At 60.1% G+C, this 20,636-nt stretch carries 20 protein-coding genes and 2 pseudogenes; 15 read left to right on the top strand and 7 right to left on the bottom strand.

Translation table 11 applies throughout. The features are described from left to right. Positions 1-21 precede the first annotated feature (21 nt). From BLR69_RS16515 to BLR69_RS16500, 4 genes are all read left to right on the top strand, one after another. Positions 22-918, top strand: coding sequence for a LysR family transcriptional regulator (locus BLR69_RS16515; RefSeq protein WP_071496365.1), 897 nt, complete (start codon positions 22-24; stop codon positions 916-918). Between the two features lie 103 nt (positions 919-1,021). After that, positions 1,022-1,915, top strand: a complete 894-nt coding sequence (locus tag BLR69_RS16510; RefSeq protein ID WP_071496366.1) for an NAD-dependent epimerase/dehydratase family protein — start codon at positions 1,022-1,024, stop codon at positions 1,913-1,915. 195 nt (positions 1,916-2,110) lie between these two features. Next, positions 2,111-3,556: a SulP family inorganic anion transporter gene (locus BLR69_RS16505; protein WP_071496367.1), complete on the top strand. Its 1,446-nt coding sequence runs from the start codon at positions 2,111-2,113 to the stop codon at positions 3,554-3,556. Between the two features lie 85 nt (positions 3,557-3,641). Continuing rightward, a complete protein-coding gene (locus tag BLR69_RS16500) occupies positions 3,642-4,199 on the top strand; it encodes a TetR/AcrR family transcriptional regulator (protein ID WP_071496368.1) in 558 nt (185 codons plus the stop codon). A gap of 35 nt (positions 4,200-4,234) precedes the next feature. On the opposite strand, the gene BLR69_RS16495 is transcribed toward BLR69_RS16500, so the two are convergent. Continuing rightward, positions 4,235-5,644, bottom strand: a complete 1,410-nt coding sequence (locus BLR69_RS16495; RefSeq protein ID WP_071496369.1) for an aldehyde dehydrogenase family protein — start codon at positions 5,642-5,644, stop codon at positions 4,235-4,237. 109 nt (positions 5,645-5,753) lie between these two features. Beyond that, positions 5,754-6,134: a lysozyme inhibitor LprI family protein gene (locus tag BLR69_RS16490; RefSeq protein WP_071496370.1), complete on the bottom strand. Its 381-nt coding sequence runs from the start codon at positions 6,132-6,134 to the stop codon at positions 5,754-5,756. Positions 6,135-6,382: 248 nt separating this feature from the next. Here BLR69_RS16490 and BLR69_RS16485 point away from each other — a divergent pair, with 248 nt between their 5' ends. The 4 genes from BLR69_RS16485 to BLR69_RS16470 are packed head-to-tail and all read left to right on the top strand — an operon-like array spanning position 6,383 to position 10,468. Further along, a complete protein-coding gene (locus tag BLR69_RS16485) occupies positions 6,383-7,732 on the top strand; it encodes a GntT/GntP/DsdX family permease (RefSeq protein WP_232000923.1) in 1,350 nt (449 codons plus the stop codon). Positions 7,733-7,744: 12 nt separating this feature from the next. After that, positions 7,745-8,605 (top strand): MurR/RpiR family transcriptional regulator, encoded by an 861-nt coding sequence (locus BLR69_RS16480; RefSeq protein ID WP_071496372.1) that lies wholly within the window; start codon positions 7,745-7,747, stop codon positions 8,603-8,605. A 1-nt stretch (position 8,606) separates the two neighbouring features. Next, positions 8,607-10,070, top strand: coding sequence for an N-acyl-D-amino-acid deacylase family protein (locus BLR69_RS16475; protein WP_071496373.1), 1,464 nt, complete (start codon positions 8,607-8,609; stop codon positions 10,068-10,070). 29 nt (positions 10,071-10,099) lie between these two features. Beyond that, positions 10,100-10,468: a glyoxalase superfamily protein gene (locus BLR69_RS16470; RefSeq protein ID WP_071496374.1), complete on the top strand. Its 369-nt coding sequence runs from the start codon at positions 10,100-10,102 to the stop codon at positions 10,466-10,468. A 637-nt stretch (positions 10,469-11,105) separates the two neighbouring features. On the opposite strand, the pseudogene BLR69_RS31575 reads toward BLR69_RS16470, so the two are convergent. Further along, positions 11,106-11,699 (bottom strand): annotated as a pseudogene (locus BLR69_RS31575) (methyl-accepting chemotaxis protein); the annotation flags it as partial. 261 nt (positions 11,700-11,960) lie between these two features. Next, a pseudogene (locus BLR69_RS31570) lies at positions 11,961-13,025 on the bottom strand (methyl-accepting chemotaxis protein); the annotation flags it as partial. Positions 13,026-13,291: 266 nt separating this feature from the next. Here BLR69_RS31570 and BLR69_RS16460 point away from each other — a divergent pair. Further along, on the top strand, positions 13,292-13,909 hold the full coding sequence (locus tag BLR69_RS16460) for an FKBP-type peptidyl-prolyl cis-trans isomerase (RefSeq protein WP_003176055.1): 618 nt from the start codon (positions 13,292-13,294) through the stop codon (positions 13,907-13,909). Positions 13,910-14,044: 135 nt separating this feature from the next. Here BLR69_RS16460 and BLR69_RS16455 read toward each other — a convergent pair whose 3' ends face one another. From BLR69_RS16455 to BLR69_RS16445, 3 genes are all read right to left on the bottom strand, one after another. Then, the gene (locus BLR69_RS16455) at positions 14,045-14,302 is read right to left on the bottom strand and encodes a PA4570 family protein (RefSeq protein ID WP_056858344.1); all 258 of its coding nucleotides are present in this window, start codon (positions 14,300-14,302) and stop codon (positions 14,045-14,047) included. Between the two features lie 161 nt (positions 14,303-14,463). Beyond that, complete coding sequence (locus tag BLR69_RS16450; protein WP_058425716.1) at positions 14,464-14,805, bottom strand: zinc ribbon domain-containing protein YjdM; 342 nt, start codon at positions 14,803-14,805, stop codon at positions 14,464-14,466. Positions 14,806-14,999: 194 nt separating this feature from the next. Then, on the bottom strand, positions 15,000-15,968 hold the full coding sequence (locus tag BLR69_RS16445; protein WP_058425717.1) for a polyprenyl synthetase family protein: 969 nt from the start codon (positions 15,966-15,968) through the stop codon (positions 15,000-15,002). Positions 15,969-16,207: 239 nt separating this feature from the next. Here BLR69_RS16445 and rplU point away from each other — a divergent pair, with 239 nt between their 5' ends. The 6 genes from rplU to BLR69_RS16415 all read left to right on the top strand — a co-directional run bounded on the left by rplU (position 16,208) and on the right by BLR69_RS16415 (position 20,525). Then, complete coding sequence (gene rplU / locus BLR69_RS16440; RefSeq protein WP_007950961.1) at positions 16,208-16,522, top strand: 50S ribosomal protein L21; 315 nt, start codon at positions 16,208-16,210, stop codon at positions 16,520-16,522. Between the two features lie 34 nt (positions 16,523-16,556). Further along, entirely contained in the window at positions 16,557-16,814 is a 258-nt protein-coding gene (rpmA, locus tag BLR69_RS16435; protein WP_003176049.1) for a 50S ribosomal protein L27, read from the top strand. Positions 16,815-17,007: 193 nt separating this feature from the next. Further along, complete coding sequence (gene cgtA, locus BLR69_RS16430) at positions 17,008-18,231, top strand: Obg family GTPase CgtA (protein WP_010206489.1); 1,224 nt, start codon at positions 17,008-17,010, stop codon at positions 18,229-18,231. A 111-nt stretch (positions 18,232-18,342) separates the two neighbouring features. Then, positions 18,343-19,461 carry a glutamate 5-kinase gene (gene proB, locus BLR69_RS16425; RefSeq protein WP_017735025.1) on the top strand — a complete coding sequence of 373 codons (1,119 nt, stop codon included), beginning with the start codon at positions 18,343-18,345 and terminating at the stop codon, positions 19,459-19,461. A 15-nt stretch (positions 19,462-19,476) separates the two neighbouring features. Then, entirely contained in the window at positions 19,477-19,941 is a 465-nt protein-coding gene (locus tag BLR69_RS16420) for a CreA family protein (protein WP_015885841.1), read from the top strand. 101 nt (positions 19,942-20,042) lie between these two features. Beyond that, a complete protein-coding gene (locus tag BLR69_RS16415) occupies positions 20,043-20,525 on the top strand; it encodes a glutathione peroxidase (protein ID WP_071489177.1) in 483 nt (160 codons plus the stop codon). Positions 20,526-20,636 lie beyond the last annotated feature (111 nt).

Here is a 20,636-nt window from a genome sequence, read left to right as displayed (position 1 = left end):
AACCGATAACGAGGAGCGCCTGTGAAAGCCCGATCCGATGAGCTGCAGATCTTCGTCAGCGTGATTGAATGTGGTTCGATTTCCGCCGCCGCGGAGCAAGTCGGGCAGACGCCCTCGGCTGTCAGCCGCACCTTGTCGCGCCTGGAAGCCAAGCTCGACACCACGCTGATCAACCGTACCACGCGACGCATGGACCTGACCGAAGAGGGCAAGTACTTCTTCGAGCAGGCCAAGGTCATCCTGGCGCAGATGGAAGAGCTGGAAGAGCGCCTGTCGTCGCGCCAGCAGAAACCGGCAGGGCGCCTGCGCATCAACGCCGCCGTGCCGTTCATGTTGCATGGGATCGTGCCGTACATCGCCGAGTTTCGTAGCCTCTACCCGGATATCCAGTTGGAGTTGAACAGCGATGACTTGATCATCGACCTGCTGGAACAGAGCACCGATATCGCCATTCGCATCGGCGCCCTGGCGGACTCGACCCTGCACGCGCGATCTCTTGGCTGTACGCCGCTGCATATCCTCGCCAGCCCCGGCTACCTCAAGCAATACGGCACGCCCACCACGGTGGCCGAGCTGGCCGATCACACGCTGTTGGGGTTCACCCAGACCGAAACCCTCAACCACTGGCCGCTGCGCCATGTGGAGGGCGATCGCTGGCTGATCCAGCCCGGCGTGGCCGCGTCCAGCGGCGAAACCGTGCGCCAGTTGGCGCTGGAGGGGCAGGGCATCTGCTGCCTGTCGAACTTCATGACCATCGACGATATCGAGGCCGGGCGCCTGATGCCGGTGCTGGAGGCGTTCAACAGCGGTTATCGCCAACCGATTCACGCAGTGTTCTACCGCAACTCGCAGTTGGCATTGCGTATCCAGTGCTTCCTGGACTTTATCCAGGCCAAGCTGGCGCGCTATGCCTGCTGATTCGTGATCTGCGCGCAAGAGTGAATTGGGCGCCAGGGGCTTATTCGTCAGGGATGAGGCCTTGATACTGGGCCCATCACTTACCCAGTCAGGAGAGTCCTCCATGAACGTATTCATTACCGGCGCAGCAGGTTTTATCGGCGGTTCCATCGCCACCGGCCTGGTCAAGGCCGGCCACACCGTTACCGGCCTGGTGCGCAGCGCCGAGCAGGCGGCCGAGATGACCGCACTGGGCATCAATCCGGTGATCGGCACCCTGGATGACGCGGCTGTATTGACCGAGCAAGCGCAACAGGCCGACGCGGTGATCAACGCCGCCAGCAGCGACCACCGTGCTGCCGTGGAAACTCTGCTCGCGGCGTTGAAGGGCTCGAACAAGGCGTTCCTGCACACCAGCGGTTCGAGCATTGTCGGCGATGCGTCGGGCGGCAAGGCCAGCGATGTCATCTACTTCGAGGACAACCTGCCGGAGCCGACCGTCGACAAGGCCGCTCGTGTGGCCATCGACAACCTGATTCTGGCGGCTGCCAAAGACGGCGTGAACTCGGCGGTGATCTGCAACACCCTGATCTACGGCCACAGCCTGGGCGTGAAGCGCGACAGCGTGCAATTGCCGCGTCTGCTCAAGCAGGCACGCAAGAGCGGCGTAGTGCGCCATGTGGGCACCGGGCAGAACATCTGGTCCAACGTGCACATTGAAGACGTTGTGGCGCTGTACCTGCTGGCGCTGACCAAGAACGTGCCGGGTACGTTCTACTTCGTGGAAAGCGGCGAGGCAGCGTTTATCGACATGACCACCGCCATCGCCGAAGCGCTGAAGCTGGGCAAACCGCAGGATTGGCCATTGGCCGACGCTGAGGCCGAGTGGGGCTATGAAATGGCCAACTATGGCCTGGGCTCCAACAGTCGGGTGCGTGGCAAGCAGGCCCGAGAACTGCTGGGTTGGGCGCCGAAGCGTACGTCGGTGGTGGAGTGGATTCGCAACGAAATGGTGTGAGTTTCACTTGATCCCCAGGCGTAGCTATCGGGGGCAAGCCCCCTCCCACAGTTGACCGAGTTCCAACTGTGGCGTGCAGTCTAGTGTGGGAGGGGGCTTGCCCCCGATTGGCACGACTCGGTCTTCGAGACTAGCTCCATCTCCCTCAATTCCGTACCATTCCCCGCCTTATCCCCCGCATTACCCTGGTACTTCATGAACCTCACCCGTCTGCGCGCCGATGTCCTGGCCGGCCTCACCACGTCTTTTGCGTTGCTGCCCGAATGCATCGCCTTTGCCCTGGTGGCTCACCTCAACCCGTTGATGGGGCTCTACGGCGCTTTCATCATCTGCACCCTCACCGCGTTGTTCGGCGGCCGGCCCGGCATGGTGTCCGGTGCGGCCGGCTCGATGGCGGTGGTGATCGTCGCCCTGGTGGTGCAACACGGTGTGGAGTATCTGCTGGCGACGGTGTTGCTGGGCGGGCTGATCATGGTCGCGTTCGGCCTGCTGCGCCTGGGCAAGCTGGTGCGCATGGTGCCGCACCCGGTGATGCTCGGCTTCGTCAACGGCCTGGCGATCATCATTGCCCTGGCACAGTTGGAGCATTTCAAAAGCGGTGAAACCTGGCTCAGCGGCACACCCTTGTACGTGATGACCGGTCTGGTGCTGGTGACCATGGCCATCGTCTACCTGCTGCCGCGCATCACCCGCGCCGTGCCGCCTGCGTTGGTGGCGATCCTCGGCGTGGGGCTGGCGGTGTACCTGCTCGGCCTGCCGACCCGCACCCTCGGCGACATGGCCCACATCGCCGGCGGCCTGCCGACTTTGGCGCTGCCGCAGATTCCGTGGACCCTGGAAACCCTCGGCATTATCGCGCCCTACGCGTTCCTGATGGCGATGGTCGGCCTGCTGGAAACCCTGCTCACCCTCAACCTCACCGACGAAATCACCGAGACCCGCGGCTACCCCGACCGTGAAAGCGTGGCCCTCGGCGCGGCGAACATGGTCTCCGGTCTGTTCGGCGGCATGGGCGGCTGCGCGATGATCGGGCAGACCGTGATTAACCTCAGCTCCGGCGGGCGCGGGCGTTTGTCCGGGGTGTTTGCCGGGGTGATGATCCTGTTGTTCATCCTGTTCCTGTCGCCGTTGATCGAGCGCATTCCGCTGGCGGCGCTGGTGGGCGTGATGTTCGTGGTGTCCCAGCAGACCTTCGCGTGGGCCTCGCTGCGGGTGATCAACAAGGTGCCGCTCAATGACGTGCTGGTGATTGTCGCGGTGACGGTGATCACAGTGTTCACCGACCTGGCCACGGCAGTACTGTGCGGGATTGTGATTGCGGCGTTGAATTTCGCCTGGCAACAGGCTCGGGAGCTGTATGCCGATGAGCATCTGGAAGCCGATGGCAGCAAGCTCTATCGCCTGCATGGCACCTTGTTCTTTGCCTCGACCACGCCGTTCCTCAACCAGTTCGACCCGGCCAACGACCCGGCCCAGGTGACGCTGGATTGCCGTCACCTGAGCTTTGTCGATTATTCAGCCATTGCTGCGTTGATGACCCTGCGTGAGCGCTATGCCAAAGCCGGCAAGCATCTGCGGGTGCTGCATCTGTCGGAGCGCTGCAAGAAATTGCTCAAGCGCGCCAAGGTTCACCACGACTGATGCTTTATTAAACCATTCGGTTTTAAATCGTCCGGAGGCTGCCTATACTGGGCGACTCCCTTAATTGACGGTTCAAGGTCGGATCATGGGCAGAATCAAGCTATTTACCCGCGAAGATGTTCTGGAAAAAGCGATTCCTGTGTTTTGGCGTCGAGGGTTTTCAGACACAGGCGTGGCTGATCTGGAAAAGGCCACCGGCGTCAACAAGTCGGGTCTGTATGGCGAATTCAAAAGCAAAGACGCGCTGTTCGTGGCCTGTCTCGAACATTATTTCGAATGCAGGGAATGGCGTGCGCTGCTGAGTGCCGAGCCATTGGGCTGGTCGAACATCGAACAATTCCTGCGCTCAGCATTTGCCACCCCCGAGGGGCAGAGCGGCTGTTTTGCAATCAACTCCTTGCGCGATTTGTCATTGTTGCCGACTGAGGCCACGGCGGTCTTTGCGAAAAACTCAGTGATTCTCAAGAAGCTGATCGGCAATAACATCACCGGCGAGAACACGGTGCTCGCGCCTGAAGCCATTACGGATCTGATACTGACGTTTTTCTACGGGCTGGGCATCGAGCAGAACATCAAAAACCCAAGGCGGGCCTTTGATCATAAAGTGAGCGATTTTTTGGCACTGCTGGTGCCCGCCAAGTAATTGGCTGCCGGGACTGACAGCCAATTCGCCCTGGTTTACGCCAACGCGGCGTTGACGATTCTGACTTGGGTGTAATCCTGCATGCCTTCAATGCCACCTTGTTGACCAATGCCCGATTGCTTGGCGCCGCCAAAGGGTACGTCGAATGGCAGCGATACATGGGTATTGATCCACACCGTACCGGCTTCGATGCGCGAGGCGACTTCTATTCCTCGATCGGTGTTTGACGTCCACACCGACGCGCCCAGACCAAAGTTTGAATCGTTGGCGCGCAGGATCAACTCATCCAGATTGTCATAGCCCAGAATCGGCAGCACCGGGCCGAATTGTTCCTCGGTCACTAGCCGCGCCGTATCGGCCAGGCCTGTGACGATGGTCGGCGCGATGAAATAACCGTCTTCTGGCACCTGTTGCCCACTGACGACAACGGCGCCTTGGTCTTTCGCTTCGTCGATAAATGCCCGCACCTTGTCGTACTGCGCTTTATTCTGCACGGGCCCGAGGGTGGTCGTTGCGTCGAAGCCGTCGCCAGGTCTGGCCTGTTGCGCCAGGTTGACCAATTCGGCAACGAAAGCCTTCATCATCAGATTGGGGACGTACACGCGTTTTGCGGCGAAGCAAATTTGTCCGGCATTCAGGAACCCGGCCCGGAAGACTTTAGGGGCAACCGTCTTGATGTCAGCATCATCCAGGACAATCGCCACATCATTGCCACCCAGCTCCAATGTCGAACGTTTCAAGGTCGCCACGGTGCTGTTGAGCACTTTTTTGCCGGTTTCGGTTGAGCCAGTGAAGCTGACGTAAGCCACATCCGGGTGGCTGGTCAACAGAGGCCCCAACTCATTTTCATCCACCAGGGTCTGGAATACACCCGCCGGGAAAATGCTGGCGGCGAGCTCACCGAGCATCAGGGTAGTGATGGGGGTGGTAGGGGCCGGTTTGCCGATGGCGGTGTTGCCGGTCATCAAGGCTGCACCGATCTTTGACATCAGGATCCACACGGGGAAGTTCCATGGCGCAATAGCGACGACGACGCCCAGTGGCGAACGCTGCTCGATGATTTTCTCGGCAGCGGTTTCTCGAATGACCTTGGTTTTCAGCTCTTGCGCTGCGTGGTACTTGAGGTTGGCGGCAGCCCAGAGCACTTCAAAGCGGGCATCCTCCAGCGGCTTGCCTTGTTCGCGTGTGAGCATGCGGATGAGATCTTCTGCGTTGGCCTCGATGGCCTCTGCAAAACGGATCACGTAGGCGGCGCGTTCGGTGTAGGTCAAGGCTGCCCAGGCGGAGAAGGCTTTTTTCGCCGCGGCGATCGAGCTCAAGGCTTGGGCTTCGTCCGCTTTGGGAACGTGCTGGAAAACCTTGCCGGTGGCGGGGTTGAAGACGTCAAGACGGGATGCGCCATCGACCAATTGGCCATCGATTAACAGCTTGAAAACTCGGCTCATGAGAGGCTCCTGATGGGTTGGATGCTATAAAGAACTGATCGGTTCTTTATGCAATATCAAGGAGCCTCAGCGCCAAGTCAAGCGCTATCAATCGGTAGGAGCTGCTTGGTTACGGCCCGACCAGGTCTTCCAACTCCTGGGCGCGGGTCTGGGTCATGTCCAGCAGGCAGGCGGAGCCGTTGACCTGGTCGATGGTGCCGCCGGTCGCGGAGCCGGCGAAGCCGCAATTGGCATCACGGTATTTTATCCACAGGCGCTGCACGTCTTGCAGTTGCTGCTTGCGCGCCCCTTCCTGGGCGGCGAGGGCGGTCTTGTAGGCCTTGTTCAGGCGCGTGTCCTGCACCTTGGCTTCTTTGGCGTTGCAATTGACCATGTCCGCGGTCGTGTTGGCGCTGTCCATGCATTTTTTTAACGCCGCGTTATCGGCGGCCGAGGCCGTGCCGCATAGGGCGAGAAGCAGGGCGCTGGCGGCGAGGGAGGTGCGAATCATGGTCGATTTTCCTGGGCATAAGGGGAGGCGCATTCTATGACTCGATGGCGGCGTTTGAGTTTCCGGTATCTTCTGATCTTCATGTAAGAACACCCCCCGAATTTTCATGGGCGACGGTTGGGCATATCCCAACGCGACAGCGCTTATCTGTGGACGAAAATTACTTTCATAAAAATTGAAAATACTCTTTGGTAATGATTTATGAGTTTCACAACCAATTCGACGTGACCCTTTCCGAGGAGTACCGCATGGCCGCATCACCGGGCTTCGGGCTATTGGCATACGCTGCCATCGCCATCATTGCTTTGATCGTGCTGATTGCACGTTACCGGCTCAACCCGTTTATCGTCATCACCCTGGTGTCCATTGGCCTGGCGCTGATGGCCGGGATGCCGGCGGACACCATCATGGGCTCGTATGAGGCGGGCGTCGGCAAGACCTTGGGGCACATTGCCCTGGTCGTGGCGCTGGGCACCATGCTGGGCAAGATGATGGCCGAGTCCGGCGGTGCCGAGCAGGTGGCGCGCACGTTGATCAATCGTTTTGGCGAACGTAACGCGCACTGGGCCATGGTGTGCATCGCTTTTCTGGTGGGGCTGCCGCTGTTTTTCGAGGTCGGTTTTGTGTTGCTGGTACCGATCGCCTTTACCGTGGCGCGCAGGGTCGGCGTGTCGATCCTGATGGTCGGTTTGCCGATGGTCGCCGGCCTGTCGGTGGTGCATGCGCTGGTGCCGCCGCACCCGGCGGCGATGATGGCGGTGCTGGCGTATAACGCGTCGGTGGGGCAGACCGTGCTGTATGCGATTTTGATCGGTATTCCTACGGCAATTATCGCCGGCCCGGTCTACGCCAAGTTCATCGTGCCGCGTATTCATCTGCCGGCGGAAAACCCGCTGGAACGCCAATTCATCGAGCGCGAACCGCGTACCCGTTTACCGAGCTTTTCCCTGACCATGGGTACGATCCTGTTGCCGGTGGTGTTGATGATGATCGGTGGCTGGGCCAACGTGATTTCCACACCGGGCACCGGTATCAACCAGTTCCTGCTGTTTATTGGCAACTCGGTGATTGCGCTGCTGGTGGCGACGTTGGTGAGCTTCTGGACCTTGGGGATTGCACAGGGCTTCAACCGTGAGTCGATTCTCAAGTTCACCAATGAATGCCTGGCGCCGACCGCGAGCATCACCTTGCTGGTGGGCGCGGGCGGCGGGTTGAATCGCATCCTGGTGGACGCCGGTGTCACTAACGAAATTCTCGGCCTGGCCCATGCCTTCCACCTGTCGCCGTTGGTGATGGGCTGGTTGTTTGCCGCGCTGATGCGTATCGCCACAGGTTCGGCCACGGTGGCCATGACCACCGCGTCCGGTGTGGTAGCGCCCGTCGCGCTGGGCCTGGGTTATCCACACCCTGAGTTGCTGGTGCTGGCCACCGGTGCCGGGTCGGTGATCTTTTCCCACGTCAACGACGGCGGCTTCTGGCTGATCAAGGAATACTTCAATATGACGGTGATCCAGACCTTCAAGACCTGGACCGTGTTGGAGACTTTGATTTCAGTGGTTGCCTTCGGTCTGACTTATGGTCTGTCCTGTATTTTGTAACCCGGAGAGTCCATGGACATCCTCTACCAGATCCGCGCTCGCCAAGACGCCTTCAGCGCCGGCGAAGGGCGTATCGCCAAACTGATGCTGGATGACGTGGGTTTTGCCGCGTCGGCCAGCCTGGAAGCGTTGTCGCAACGGGCCGAGGTCAGCACGGCCACCTTGTCGCGGTTTGCGCGCAGTGTGGGGTGCCGGGATCTGCGAGACTTGCGCCTCCAGTTGGCCCAGGCCAGTGGCGTTGGCAGTCGCTTCCTCGACCCGGCGGGGTTGCCGGAGCAGTCGGCGTTTCATCGGCAGATCCTGGGGGATATCGAGGCGACGTTGCGTCAGCATCTCTCCGGATTCAACCAGGCCAGTTTTGTCGATGCGGTCAGCCTGTTGGGCAAGGCGCGGATGATCCATGCGTTCGGCATGGGCGGCCCGTCGAGCCTGTGCAGCGACGAGCTGCAGGTACGCCTGGTGCGCCTGGGCTATCCGATTGCGGCCTGCCATGACCCGGTGATGATGAGGGTCACGGCGGCGACGCTGGGGCCGGAGCATGCGCTGATTGTGTGCTCCCTGACCGGCCTTACCCCTGAGTTGCTCGACGTGGTGACCCTGGCGCGCAACTACGACGCGCGCATCGTCGCCATCACCCTGGCCGACTCGCCCTTGGCGCAGTTGGCGGATGTCTTGCTGCCGCTGCAGCCGGCCGAAACCAGTTTTATCTACAAGCCCACTGCGGCGCGCTACGGCATGCTGCTGGCCATCGACCTGCTCGCCACGGAGCTGGCACTGGCCTCGCCGGACGACAACCAGGAACGCCTGCGCCGGATCAAGCTGGCCCTGGACGATTATCGCAGCGGTCCTGACAGCCTGCCGCTTGGAGACTGATATGAAGTACGACACGCTGATTCGCCAGGCATTGATCATCGATGGCAGCAATACCCCAGGCTATGTGGCTGATGTGGGGCTGCACGCCGGACGCATCGAGGCGATTGGTGATTTGTCGGCGTCTGTGGCCGAACATGAAATCGAAGCTGCGGGCCGGGTGCTGGCGCCGGGTTTTATCGACGTGCACACCCACGATGACACGGTGGTGATCCGCCATCCGCAGATGCTGCCCAAGCTCAGCCAGGGTGTGACCACGGTGATTGTCGGCAACTGTGGCATCAGTGCGTCGCCGGTGACGTTGCGCAGTGATCCGCCGGACCCGATGAACCTGTTGGGCAGCGCTGCGGCGTTTGTGTATCCGCGTTTCAGTGACTATCGAGCAGCGGTCGAACAGGCTCACCCGGCCGTCAACGTTGCCGCGTTGATCGGTCACACGGCACTGCGCAGCAATCATATGCAAGACCTGCATCGCAGCGCTTCAGCGGACGAAATCGCCGCCATGCGCGTGCAGTTGCAAGAAAGTCTCGAAGCCGGAGCCCTGGGGTTATCCACAGGCCTGGCCTACGCCAGCGCGTTCAATGCCGAGACCGATGAGGTGCTGCAACTGAGTGAAGAACTGACGGCCTTCGGCGCGGTGTACACCACCCATTTGCGCAGCGAATTCGAGCCGGTGCTGGAGGCGATGGACGAGGCGTTTTTGATTGGCCGACATGCCCAGGCACCGGTGATCATTTCCCACCTCAAATGTGCCGGCGCCGGTAATTGGGGGCGTAGTCCGCAGCTGTTGGCATCGCTGGAGCGGGCGGCGAAAACCCACCCGGTGGGCTGTGATTGTTATCCCTATGCCGCGAGTTCTTCGACCCTGGATCTCAAGCAGGTGACCGATGCGTTTCGCATCACCATCACCTGGTCGACGCCGCACCCGGACATGGGGGGGCGTGATCTGCAGGACATCGCCGCTGAGTGGGATGTTTCGCTGATGGACGCAGCGCGTCGCCTGCAACCGGCAGGGGCGGTGTATTACGGAATGGATGAAACGGATGTGCGACGCATCCTGGCGCATCCGCTGTCGATGATCGGTTCGGACGGACTGCCGGAAGATCCGTTCCCGCATCCGCGCTTGTGGGGCGCGTTTCCACGGGTGCTGGGGCATTTCAGCCGGGATGTCGGATTGTTCCCGTTGCACACCGCCGTGCACAAGATGACCGGCTTGTCGGCGGCGCGTTTTGGCCTGGCCGAGCGCGGTGAAATCCGCGAAGGGCACTGGGCCGACCTGGTGCTGTTCGACCCGTTGCGCGTGCGCGATGTGGCGGACTTCAAGCAACCGCAGCGGGCGGCGGAAGGCATTGATGGGGTGTGGGTCAACGGGGTGTTGAGCTACTGCGACGGGCAGGCGAACGGTCAGCGGCAGGGGCGTTTCCTGGCGCGCAGTGGGGATTTGCGTCGGGGATTTTCGTCTCTATAGTGGGCGCTCTTATGAACGGAGCGATTGCCATGCACTTAGGAAAAGTCACCCCCATCCTGCGGATTTTCGACGAGGCCAAGGCGCTGGAATTCTACGTCGACTTTTTGGGGTTCAAGGTGGATTGGCAGCATCGTTTCGAGGCGAATTTTCCGTTGTATTTGCAGGTGTCGTTGGGCGAGTGTGTGTTGCATTTGACTGAGCACCATGGCGATGCGTCGCCGGGCGCGGCGGTGCGTATTCAGGCCCAAGGGGTGGGCGCGTACCAGCAGCAGTTGTTGGGTAAGGATTATCGGTATGCCAAGCCTGGGGTCGAGGAAACGCCCTGGGGCTCGCGGGAGATGAGCATCAAGGATCCGTTTGGGAATCGGCTGGTGTTTGTTGAGGAAGGTGAGGGCTGAGGGGCAAATCGCAGGCAATAAAAAACCGCCTTGGTAGGGCGGTTTTTTTTGCAAACCCAGTTAGTGGCTGGGGTTGCGACCTCACAGGAAGCTATGACCCGCAAGCCGGATATTAATGCCGGTCATCTTATCGCGCAAGGCTTGACGACAGGCGGCATTAGTTATCCGCAGATTCATGTTTACTAAAAATAACAGCAAAGGCTTGCAATAAATCAGCTGATTTTTTAGGCGGTTTCATCTTTACCTGTCACACCTTCGATCAGGGTATTGGTTAGTATCATCCCCGTTCCATGTAGGTCGTTTTGCAGGTGGTTGGGTATGCGCGCGGAATTATGGACCGAACGCCACGGGCTAGTAATCCGTGCCGGATTCATGCGGGAGGAACCAGAGCCCGGCCGCCTCATCGGAAGCTATGACCAGCATCCCAAGGCTCACGTGTTCCGGTAAGTGTGCTGGAGGTAAGGCCCAACTCACGGAGGGCCGAGTATGTCTAGATTTGCACGACGTACGTGGAACCTCGTAGTGAACTGCCTGCGTGCTTATCACGTCTGGAAGTTCCTGCGGGACAGCTTTGATGACCGCTAAGGTCTGAGAAGTGGAGCCGCCTCGGCTTAGGCTGAGGCGGCTTTTTGATTTCTTACACCCGGAAATGACTAACCATCTGCTGCAACTGGCTGCCCAGCCGCGCCAGCTCCACACTGGACTTGGCCGTTTCGTCACTCGCCGTAGCGGTCTGCTCCGACACGTCACGCACGTTCACGATGCTGCGGCTGATCTCTTCAGCCACTGCGCTTTGCTGCTCGGCGGCGGCGGCGATCTGCTGGTTCATCGACTGGATATTCGACACCGTACGGGTGATGTTCTCCAGCGACACACCAGCCTTGCGCGTCAGCTCGACACTGCTGTCGGTGAGGCTGCGGCTGTTGTTCATCACGTTGGCCACTTGCTGGGTGCCGTTCTGCAAACCGGCGACCAGGCCTTCGATTTCCTCGGTGGATTTTTGCGTGCGCTGGGCCAGGCCACGCACTTCGTCGGCCACCACGGCAAACCCACGCCCGGCTTCACCGGCACGCGCCGCTTCGATCGCCGCGTTCAACGCCAGCAGGTTGGTCTGTTCGGCCACGGCCTTGATCACGTCCATCACGCTGCCGATCTTGTTGCTCTCTTGTTGCAGATGGGTCATGGCGTCGGTGGAACGCGCCACCTCAGCGGCCAGACGCTCGATCTGGGCGATGGCTTCGGCCACCACTTTGTCGCCTGCGCGGGCCTGGCCATCGGCATCGGCAGCGGCCAGGGAAGCTTGCTCGGCGTTACGCGCGACTTCCTGCACGGTGGCGGTCATTTCGTGCATCGCCGTGGCGACCTGGTCGGTCTCGATTTTCTGGCTGTTCACGCCGGCACTGGTCTGCTCGGTGACGGCCGACAGTTCTTCGGCGGCGCTGGCGATCTGGGTCACGCCGTCGCGGATGCCGCTGATCAATTCGCGCAAGGTGGTGCCCATGCGCTGGATGCCTTGTTGCAGCACGCCCAGCTCATCGCGGCGGGTGATCTGGATGTTGTGGCTCAGGTCACCGGAAGCGATGCGCTCCACCACGGCCAAGGTTTCCTGGATCGGTCGGGTAATCTGGCGGGTGATCACCAAGGCAGCAATGATGCCCACCAGCAGGGCCAGCAAGGTGCTGATCAATTGCAGGCTGCGGGCCTGGGCGCTTTCGGCGTCGCGGCGATCCAGCTGGATGTCGTACAGCTTGTCGCTGATCGTCACGATGTCGGCGCCCTGGGTGGTCATTTCGGCACGGGCGGTGACGATGTTGGCATTGGCGGCTTTGTAATTCTGCACAGCCGTGCGGTAGGCGCCCAGCGCGGTTTCCAGCGCGGTCAGTGCGTTCTGCTGGCTGCTACCGAAGGCGGCGCTGAGGTCTTTCAAACCTGCGATGGCTTTTTCAATCTGTGCGGCGGCACGGGCTTCGGTGTCCGGGTTGACGTTGCCGGTGTAACCGCGCACTTCGTAACGCGCCAATTGGAATTGCATCTTGGCGTCGGCCACAGCCTGGAACTGGGCCAGATGCTCCGCGCTGTCAGGCATTTGCTTGACGCTGTTCTCCAGCGCATTGATCTGCGCATTGGCGATATCGGCTTTGTCGCCCATCACCTGGCGAGACGCGTTGCCATTACGGTAGGCCTCACGCATTTTATTTAGCGACTGCTGGTAAGCGGTGATGATCGCTTTCTGCTCGTTGAGCAGCTTGACGTTCTCCGGGCTCTTGAAGCTGTCCAGCAGTTTCTGTTGCTGGGCAGCGAAGGCATCCAGGTTGGTCTGTACGTTCTGGGCCACGGCCTCGTCGCCATTGGCGAGCATGTATTGCAGGCGCACGATGCGCAGCTTGGTCAGGGATGCGTTGAGCTGGGTGATGTCGCTCATCCAGTTGCTACGGTCGATCAGGCTGCCCAGGCTGGTCCAGCCGGTGAGGGCGAGGATCGAGGTGAGGACCAGCACCAGGCCGAAGCCCAGGCCGAGTTTGAGGTTGACGCTGATGTTACCGAACCAGCTGTTCATCGAATGCTCCGCAAAAGTGATGTCTGTCTGCTGGGCGGTGTTGTTGTTTGAGCCAGCCAAGATGTGTAGCGCTGTATCGGCGGGTGAGTGGGAATCTGAAACTTTTTATTCGTGAATTGATGGGCAACCCCCGAGCAATCGACCAACGGCGGCCCCCAGGCACGAGGCGCTGGGCTCATCGTGTGCGCCTGTTTTGTGCTAGTCTGCGGGCCCTTTTAGTTTTGGATGGCACGGGAAACTGTGTCGCCCTACAGCGGAGCCTCTTCATGTCCGAAGTTAATCTGTCCACCGACGAAACCCGCGTCAGCTACGGTATCGGCCGTCAGTTGGGCGACCAACTGCGCGACAACCCGCCACCGGGCGTGAGCTTGGATGCAATCCTGGCCGGCCTGACCGACGCTTTCGCCGGCAAGCCAAGCCGTGTTGACCAGGAGCAAATGGCTGCCAGCTTCAAGGTGATCCGTGAAATCATGCAGGCCGAAGCGGCTGCAAAGGCTGAAGCTGCTGCTGGCGCCGGCCTGGCATTCCTGGCTGAAAACGCCAAGCGTGATGGCATCACCACCCTGGCTTCCGGCCTGCAGTTCGAAGTGCTGACCGCCGGCGATGGCGCCAAGCCAACCCGTGAAGACCAAGTGCGTACTCACTACCACGGCACCCTGATCGACGGCACTGTGTTCGACAGCTCCTACGAGCGCGGCCAGCCTGCGGAATTCCCGGTTGGCGGCGTGATCGCCGGCTGGACCGAAGCCCTGCAACTGATGAATGCCGGCAGCAAATGGCGTCTGTACGTGCCGAGCGAACTGGCTTACGGCGCTCAAGGCGTTGGCAGCATCCCGCCGCACAGCGTTCTGGTGTTCGACGTCGAGTTGCTCGACGTTCTGTAAGACCCGCTCTTGATCACCTGTAGGAGCGAGCTTGCTCGCGAAAAACGTCAACGATAACGCGTCCATCCTGGTGTAACGCGGTGTCCTTGAGTGCTTCGCGAGCAAGCTCGCTCCTACAGTGTTTTGTGCGATGGGTCATGGATGGAACTTGCCATTGAGCTCCGTCGCCGGGCGCAACGCTCGGGCATAGCAGAACAGAAACAGATTACGCACCACCTCCTTCAGCACCCCAGGTTCACTCGAACTCAGGCCATTCACGTCCAGGTCGCCCTGATCCTGCAGTTCACTCAGCGCTTCTTCTTCCAGTACCGCACAGACTTCACCGGTTTCCCGATGCAGGATCCGCAGGTAAGGGTGTGGGCGGTCCAGCCAGGCATCTATCAAATAAGTCATGGGTCGCATCTCCTTGATGGGTTTCAATGAGAATAATTCTTATTCGTAGAATAGCAAGTGCCTATTGGCGATTTCCGGGTTTTTCTGTGTGGATATTGCGAGAGGTCAACGCAGAGGGCGAAACGCCATCCCGCGGCGGGCGCGGGATGGATGCAGCGGGTTCAGACTTTACGCACGAACTCGGACTTGAGCTTCATCGGGCCGATACCGTCGATCTTGCAATCGATATCGTGGTCGCCATCGCACAGGCGGATGTTCTTGACCTTGGTGCCGACCTTGACCACCAGGGAGGTGCCCTTGACCTTGAGGTCCTTGATCACGGTGATGGTATCGCCGTCCTGCAGGACGTTGCCTACAGAGTCTTTCTTCACGGCTTCATCGCCGGCCGCTTCGGCCTCGCCAGTGGCGGACCACTCATGGGCGCATTCCGGGCAGATCAGCTGGGCGCCGTCTTCGTAGGTGTATTCGGAATTGCATTTCGGGCAGGGTGGCAACGTGCTCACTAAAGCTCCTTGAAAGTCAGGATGGCTAAAAGTCGCACATTATATAGGGATTTGTGGTCTTACAGGTTGTATGAAATCTAAATGTGGGAGGGGCTTGCCCCCGATGCCGGTGTGCCAGTCTATACAGGGGCTGGCTCACTACCGTTATCGGGGGCAAGCCCCCTCCCACATGGGGCGGTGTTTGCAGGTCTGACTTAGTGAGTACGCGCGACCGCAAACTCGCTCAGCTCAACCAGGGCGTCCCGGTATTCGCTGGCTGGCAGGGCTTCCAGGCACTGGATGGCACGCGCCACGAAATCACGCGCCAGTTGCGCGGTGTAGTCCAGGGAACCCGACGCTTCGACAGCGGCGCGGATGGCTTCGAGGTCTTCGATCCCGCCCTTCTGGATCGCCTTGCGCACCAGGGCGGCCTGTTCCGGCGTACCTTCGCGCATGGTGTAGATCAGCGGCAAGGTCGGCTTGCCTTCGGCCAGGTCGTCACCGACGTTCTTGCCCAGGGTTTCGGCATCGCCACGGTAGTCGAGCAGGTCGTCCACCAGTTGGAACGCCACGCCCAGATGATCGCCAAAGGTGCGCAGCGCTTCGGCCTGTTCGGCGGTGGCGTTGCACAAGGCTGCGGCGCTGTGGGTGGAGGCTTCGAAGAGCATCGCGGTCTTGCCGCGGATCACTTCCATGTAGGTTTCTTCGGTGGTGCTGGCGTCGCGGACCTTCGACAGTTGCAACACTTCGCCTTCGGCGATGATGCGTGTGGCCTGTGAAAGAATCTTCATCACCGGCATCGAGCCGAGTTCAACCATCATTTCGAACGAGCGCGAATACAGGAAGTCGCCCACCAATACGCTGGGAGCGTTGCCCCACATGGCATTGGCGGTCTCGCGGCCACGGCGCATACCGGACATGTCGACCACGTCGTCATGCAGCAGGGTGGCGGTGTGCAGGAATTCGATGGTGGCTGCCAGCAGGCGCAGGTCATCGCCTTCACGGCCCAGGGCCTTGCCGCACAGCAACACTAATAAAGGACGCAGGCGCTTACCGCCCGCCGACGTAATATAGTCGCCAATTTTGGAGACCAGCGGCACTTTAGAAGTCAGCTGCTTCTTGATGATGCCGTCGACGGCGCTAAAATCGTCCGCGACCGCGCGGTAGAAAGCTTGGGGTTGCATCAGCGACAGTCGCTCCAGAAGGGTTGCGCGGCATGCTAGGACCCAGGCCCCGTAGTGTCAAGGCGCGATGGACGGCCTCTTGCAACGCATCAAAGCCTTGCGTACAATCGCGCACCCTGAACTTCCTGGGCAGCACCTGCCTTACGCAATTGCATTCGGGACGTCCATCCCATGCAGCCATGCCAGCCAATACCTCTTCTTATAAAGCGCTGGGTGAGCAGGATTATCGGAGAAATACCATGTCGTACGCAGTAATTGTTACTGGTGGCAAGCAATACAAAGTCGCCCCAGGTGAATACCTGAAGATCGAAAAACTGGAAGTCGCTACCGGCGAATCCGTTACTTTTGATCGCGTTCTGTTGGTCGCCAATGGCGATGACGTGAACATCGGCGCTCCAGTTGTTGCTGGCGCTACCGTTGTGGCTGAAGTGATCTCCCAAGGTCGTCACGATAAAGTCCGCATCATCAAGTTCCGTCGTCGTAAGCACCACATGAAGCGTATGGGCCACCGCCAGTGGTACACCGAGATCAAAATCACCGGTATTCAGGCTTAATTTCAGCCTAATTCCTCACTAGGAGAATTGACTCATGGCACACAAAAAAGCTGGTGGTAGTACCCGTAACGGTCGCGACTCAGAAGCCAAACGCCTTGGCGTTAAGATGTATGGCGGCCAGAAAATCATTCCGGGCAACATCATCGTGCGTCAGCGCGGCACCCAATTCCACGCCGGTTACGGTGTAGGCATGGGTAAAGATCACACCCTCTTCGCGAAAATCGAAGGCGTGATCAAGTTTGAAGTAAAAGGCGCGTTCAACCGCCGTTACGTGAGCGTTGTCGCAGCTTAATTGCGAGATCGCTGGAAAAGCCCTGTCTTGCGACGGGGCTTTTTCGTTTGTGGGGTGAGTCTCTTGCAAAGCTGTTTGTAATGGGCTCAGGCGCTGGTTTTGCGGTCGCTGATTGAGGTCGCTGCGCTCATTTTTGCAAGAGTCTTATGTCTTGGTTTCTTAAGCTCGTCCATGCGACGAGAGGCGTTTTGTTATGAAGTTCGTTGATGAAGTTTCCATCCGAGTAAAAGCAGGCGACGGCGGTAACGGTTGCATGAGTTTCCGTCGCGAAAAATTCATCGAAAACGGTGGCCCCAACGGCGGTGACGGCGGTGACGGCGGTTCCATCTACATGATGGCCGACGAAAACCTCAACACCCTGGTCGACTACCGTTACACCCGGCACTTCGATGCCGAGCGTGGCTCCAACGGCGGCAGCACCGACTGCACCGGTAAAAAAGGTGAAGACCTGGTGCTGCGCGTACCGGTCGGTACCACGATCATCGACTCCGCGACCCAGGAAGTAATCGGCGACCTGACCAAGGCCGGCCAGAAGCTGATGGTGGTGCAGGGCGGCTGGCACGGTCTGGGTAACACCCGATTCAAGTCCAGTACCAACCGTGCGCCACGCCAGACCACGCCAGGCAAGCCGGGCGAGCAGCGTGACCTCAAGCTGGAAATGAAAGTACTCGCCGACGTGGGCCTGCTGGGCCTGCCAAACGCCGGTAAAAGTACCTTCATTCGCTCGGTGTCGGCCGCCAAGCCGAAAGTCGCCGACTACCCGTTCACCACCCTGGTGCCGAACCTGGGTGTGGTCAGCGTCGATCGTTGGAAAAGCTTTGTGATCGCCGACATTCCCGGCCTGATCGAAGGTGCTTCCGATGGTGCAGGCCTGGGGATTCGCTTCCTCAAGCACTTGTCGCGTACCCGTTTGCTGCTGCACCTCGTGGACATGGCGCCGCTGGATGACACCAGTGCACCGGATGCCGCCGAAGTGATCGTCAGCGAACTGACCAAGTTCAGCCCGTCCCTGGCTGAGCGTGATCGTTGGCTGGTGCTGAACAAGTGCGACCAGATCCTCGAAGAAGAACACGAAGAGCGCGTCAAGGAAATCGTCGACCGCCTGGAATGGGAAGGCCCGGTCTACGTGATCTCGGCCATCGCCAAAGAAGGCACCGAGCGCCTGACCCGCGACATCATGCGCTACCTCGAAGACCGTGCCGACCGCCTGGCGGCCGACCCGGTGTTCAAGGCCGAACTGGCCGAACTCGACCAGCGCATCGAAGACGAAGCCCGTGCTCAACTGCAGGCTCTGGATGACCAGCGCGCCCTGCGCCGCAGCGGCGTGAAGTCGGTCCATGACATCGGCGACGACGATTGGGACGAAGAAGACGTGGATGATGAAGACGGTCCTGAAATCATTTACGTGCGCGACTGATTCGTTGCGATAAACTTGAACGCCGCTCCTTATAGAGCGGCGTTTTAGTATCCGGGTTTAACGTTATGGGCCGCGCTGGGTCGCGCTGCCCTCAATCTAAGGTTGAAGATGATGCGGAGCAAAGTGACAGGTGCGCAGCGCTGGGTTGTAAAGATCGGCAGTGCGTTGCTGACGGCGGATGGCAAGGGGCTGGATCGCGCGGCCATGAGCGTCTGGGTCGAGCAGATGGTGGCCTTGCATGAGGCCGGCGTAGAGTTGGTGCTGGTGTCGTCCGGGGCGGTTGCTGCCGGGATGAGCCGCCTCGGCTGGACCGCGCGACCCAGCGCGATGCACGAACTGCAAGCCGCCGCCGCCATTGGCCAGATGGGCCTGGTGCAAGCCTGGGAATCCAGCTTTGCCGAGCACGGCCGCCACACGGCGCAGATCCTGCTGACCCACGACGACCTGTCCGACCGCAAGCGCTACCTCAATGCCCGCAGCACCCTGCGCGCGCTGGTGGAGCTCAAGGTCATCCCGGTGATCAACGAGAACGACACCGTGGTCACCGACGAAATCCGCTTCGGCGACAACGACACCCTGGCCGCCCTGGTGGCGAACCTGGTGGAAGCCGACCTGTTGGTAATCCTCACCGACCGCGACGGGATGTTCGACGCCGACCCGCGCAACAACCCCGACGCCCAGCTTATTTATGAAGCGCGTGCCGATGACCCGGCGCTGGACGCCGTGGCCGGCAGCGTTGGCGGTGCCCTGGGGCGTGGCGGCATGCAGACCAAACTGCGTGCAGCACGCCTGGCGGCACGTTCCGGTGCCCACACCATCATCGTCGGTGGGCGCATCGAACGTGTGCTGGACCGTCTCAAGGCCGGTGAACGCATTGGTACGCTGCTGTCGCCGGAACGCGGCATGCTCGCGGCGCGCAAACAGTGGCTGGCCGGTCATCTGCAAACCCGTGGCACGCTGGTGCTGGACGAGGGTGCCGTGTCGGCGTTGTCCCAAGGCAACAAGAGCCTGCTGCCGGTGGGCGTCAAGTTGGTGCAGGGCAGCTTCCGCCGTGGCGAGATGGTGGTGTGCGTGGCGCCGGACGGTCGCGAGATCGCCCGTGGCCTGGCCAACTACAGCGCCCTGGAAGCCCAGAAAATTATTGGACAATCCTCCGATGCGATTGTCGGACTATTAGGCTACATGGCTGAACCGGAACTGGTTCACCGCGATAACCTGATCCTGGTCTAACCAAAGGAATACACCATGCGTGTCATGAAGGGATTGCTCGGCCTGCTGCTGGCCATGCCGTTGCTGGCCTCGGCCGAGGAAATCGGCCAGGTGTCCACTGTGTTCAAGTTTGTCGGGCCCAACGACCGGATCGTAGTCGAAGCCTTTGACGACCCCAAGGTCGATGGCGTGACCTGCTACCTGTCGCGCGCCAAGACCGGCGGTGTGAAAGGCGGCCTGGGCCTGGCCGAAGACCGCGCCGAAGCCTCGATCGCCTGCCGCCAGGTAGGCCCGATCCGCTTCAAGGGCGAGCTCAAGGACGGCGACGAAGTGTTCAAGGAACGCACCTCGCTGGTTTTCAAGACCATGCAGGTGGTGCGCTTCCTCGACAAGAAGCGCAACACCCTGGTGTACCTGGTCTACAGCGACCGCCTGATCGAAGGCAGCCCGCAGAACGCGGTGACGGCGATTCCGATTTTGCCCTGGCCTACCGCTCAGTAACCCGCAGGCGAGTTTTGCAATCGGCGTCTATGATTGCAGGCTTGCGAGTTGTAATCTCGAAGTGCCGCAATGCGAAGAACATGGGATATCTGGAGTTCGTCATGAGTGCTTTCCACGACCTGAAACTCAAAGCTTTGGACGGACAAGAGCTGCCGCTGGCGCCCTTCAAGGGGCAAGTGGTGCTGGTGGTCAACGTGGCCTCCAAATGTGGCTTGACCCCGCAATATGCCGCGCTGGAGAACCTCTACCAGCAATACAAGGACCAGGGGTTTACCGTGCTTGGCTTGCCGTGCAATCAGTTTGCTGGCCAGGAGCCAGGGACAGAAGAAGAGATCCAGGAGTTCTGCAGCCTCAACTACGGGGTGACATTCCCGTTGGGTAGCAAACTTGAGGTCAACGGTCCTGACCGTCACCAGTTGTACCGCCTGCTGGCGGGCGAGGGTGCTGAGTTTCCTGGGGACATCACCTGGAACTTCGAAAAATTCCTGCTGGGCAAGGATGGGCGAGTGCTCGCGCGCTTCTCCCCACGCACTGCACCGGATGACCCGACAATTGTCCAGGCCATCGAAAAAGCTCTCAGCTAAGCGCTGCAGTTGTAATCAGCGGGCTTGTCCCGCGCTGGGCTGCGAAGCAGCCCCGACCGGCCATCACTTTTACCCCTTAATCACCCAGATCAATAGTGCTACCCAGCACGT

This window comes from Pseudomonas azotoformans (genome assembly GCF_900103345.1).
GTDB lineage: Bacteria > Pseudomonadota > Gammaproteobacteria > Pseudomonadales > Pseudomonadaceae > Aquipseudomonas > Aquipseudomonas azotoformans.
Note: the sequence above shows the minus strand (reverse complement) of the source record. Positions and strands in the feature narration are given on the sequence as shown.

Coding starts and splice junctions, on each gene's coding strand:
- BLR69_RS16510 (WP_071496366.1), top strand. CDS start 1,022: ATGAACGTATTCATTACCGGCGCAGCAGGTTTTATCGGCGGTTCCATC.
- BLR69_RS16505 (WP_071496367.1), top strand. CDS start 2,111: ATGAACCTCACCCGTCTGCGCGCCGATGTCCTGGCCGGCCTCACCACG.
- BLR69_RS16500 (WP_071496368.1), top strand. CDS start 3,642: ATGGGCAGAATCAAGCTATTTACCCGCGAAGATGTTCTGGAAAAAGCG.
- BLR69_RS16495 (WP_071496369.1), bottom strand. CDS start 5,644: ATGAGCCGAGTTTTCAAGCTGTTAATCGATGGCCAATTGGTCGATGGC.
- BLR69_RS16490 (WP_071496370.1), bottom strand. CDS start 6,134: ATGATTCGCACCTCCCTCGCCGCCAGCGCCCTGCTTCTCGCCCTATGC.
- BLR69_RS16485 (WP_232000923.1), top strand. CDS start 6,383: ATGGCCGCATCACCGGGCTTCGGGCTATTGGCATACGCTGCCATCGCC.
- BLR69_RS16480 (WP_071496372.1), top strand. CDS start 7,745: ATGGACATCCTCTACCAGATCCGCGCTCGCCAAGACGCCTTCAGCGCC.
- BLR69_RS16475 (WP_071496373.1), top strand. CDS start 8,607: ATGAAGTACGACACGCTGATTCGCCAGGCATTGATCATCGATGGCAGC.
- BLR69_RS16470 (WP_071496374.1), top strand. CDS start 10,100: ATGCACTTAGGAAAAGTCACCCCCATCCTGCGGATTTTCGACGAGGCC.
- BLR69_RS16460 (WP_003176055.1), top strand. CDS start 13,292: ATGTCCGAAGTTAATCTGTCCACCGACGAAACCCGCGTCAGCTACGGT.
- BLR69_RS16455 (WP_056858344.1), bottom strand. CDS start 14,302: ATGACTTATTTGATAGATGCCTGGCTGGACCGCCCACACCCTTACCTG.
- BLR69_RS16445 (WP_058425717.1), bottom strand. CDS start 15,968: ATGCAACCCCAAGCTTTCTACCGCGCGGTCGCGGACGATTTTAGCGCC.
- rplU (WP_007950961.1), top strand. CDS start 16,208: ATGTCGTACGCAGTAATTGTTACTGGTGGCAAGCAATACAAAGTCGCC.
- rpmA (WP_003176049.1), top strand. CDS start 16,557: ATGGCACACAAAAAAGCTGGTGGTAGTACCCGTAACGGTCGCGACTCA.
- cgtA (WP_010206489.1), top strand. CDS start 17,008: ATGAAGTTCGTTGATGAAGTTTCCATCCGAGTAAAAGCAGGCGACGGC.
- proB (WP_017735025.1), top strand. CDS start 18,343: ATGCGGAGCAAAGTGACAGGTGCGCAGCGCTGGGTTGTAAAGATCGGC.
- BLR69_RS16420 (WP_015885841.1), top strand. CDS start 19,477: ATGCGTGTCATGAAGGGATTGCTCGGCCTGCTGCTGGCCATGCCGTTG.
- BLR69_RS16415 (WP_071489177.1), top strand. CDS start 20,043: ATGAGTGCTTTCCACGACCTGAAACTCAAAGCTTTGGACGGACAAGAG.